Annotated in this window: 1 protein-coding gene; it reads left to right on the forward strand. The window is 49.7% G+C overall.

Translation table 11 applies throughout. The features are described from left to right. Positions 1-703: 703 nt before the first annotated feature. The coding region (locus C6Y40_RS10590) for a helix-turn-helix domain-containing protein (RefSeq protein WP_146129536.1) at positions 704-990 on the forward strand (287 nt) is incomplete at its 3' end.

The raw sequence follows: 990 nt of genomic DNA on the forward strand, positions 1-990 counted from the left end.
TTAGCGTCGATGGTAGTGTGGGGTCTCCCCATGTGAGAGTAGAACACCGCCAGGCTCCTAATTGAAACGAAAAAGGTCGACCATGAAGGTCGGCCTTTTTTCGTTTAAGTAAAACTGAAAGTTCTACTTCGCGGTCGTCCGTTCCCGAAGGGGGCCCCCAGTCTTCGCCAGAGGCGAAGCCGCTCCGAACGGAGCAAGCAAAACGGTTTGCTTGCTTGAAACCGTTCTCTGCCCCCATGTGAGAGTAGAACACCGCCCGCGCCGGCTACGGGGCTCCCAATTAAGAAAAAAGCCCACTCATTTGAGTGGGCTTTTTTCGTTTCTGCACACCGATATAACGCCGATAAAAGAAAGAATCGTCATCGGAACACCACATCACCGTCATCCCGGAAAGCACGCAGTGCTTATCCGGGACCTCCATCGTGCAACCGTAGAGTTAAAAAGCGCACTGTACACAGCGCTGATAAAAGAAAGAACCGTCATCCCGTTTCGCTCAGCGAAGACCGGGACCCCCATCGTGCAACCGTAGAGTTCAAAAGAGCTCTTTACACAGAGCAAATAAAATAAAGACCTGTCATCCCGGTTTCGCTCAGCGAAGACCGGGACCCCCATCGTACAACCGTAGAGCTCATAAGCGCACACTAATACCAATTGCCTTAAAAGTTTGATCTAATGGCAGTATTCATATTCGAGTGATTTTCATATGCATACCGCCGACGACTTTAAACAATTAGCAAAGCAGACATCCAACGGCCAATTACGGACCCGCTATTTAGCTTTGTATCATTTCAAGAAAGGAGAAACACGTACTCAGATAGCCGCTTACCTTGGGGTTGCCAGAGGCAGTGTTAATACATGGGTATCCAACTATCTGGCTCACGGACTTGAAGGCCTGCACTCCAAACCTAGTCCGGGTAGACCCTGCCAGCTCTCCGTCTCTCAGCGAGAACAGGTCGCACATTTTATTGAAGAAAACGCGGTTAAAAAGGA

It is taken from the genome of Marisediminitalea alba (genome assembly GCF_002993365.1).
Lineage (GTDB): Bacteria > Pseudomonadota > Gammaproteobacteria > Enterobacterales > Alteromonadaceae > Alteromonas > Alteromonas alba.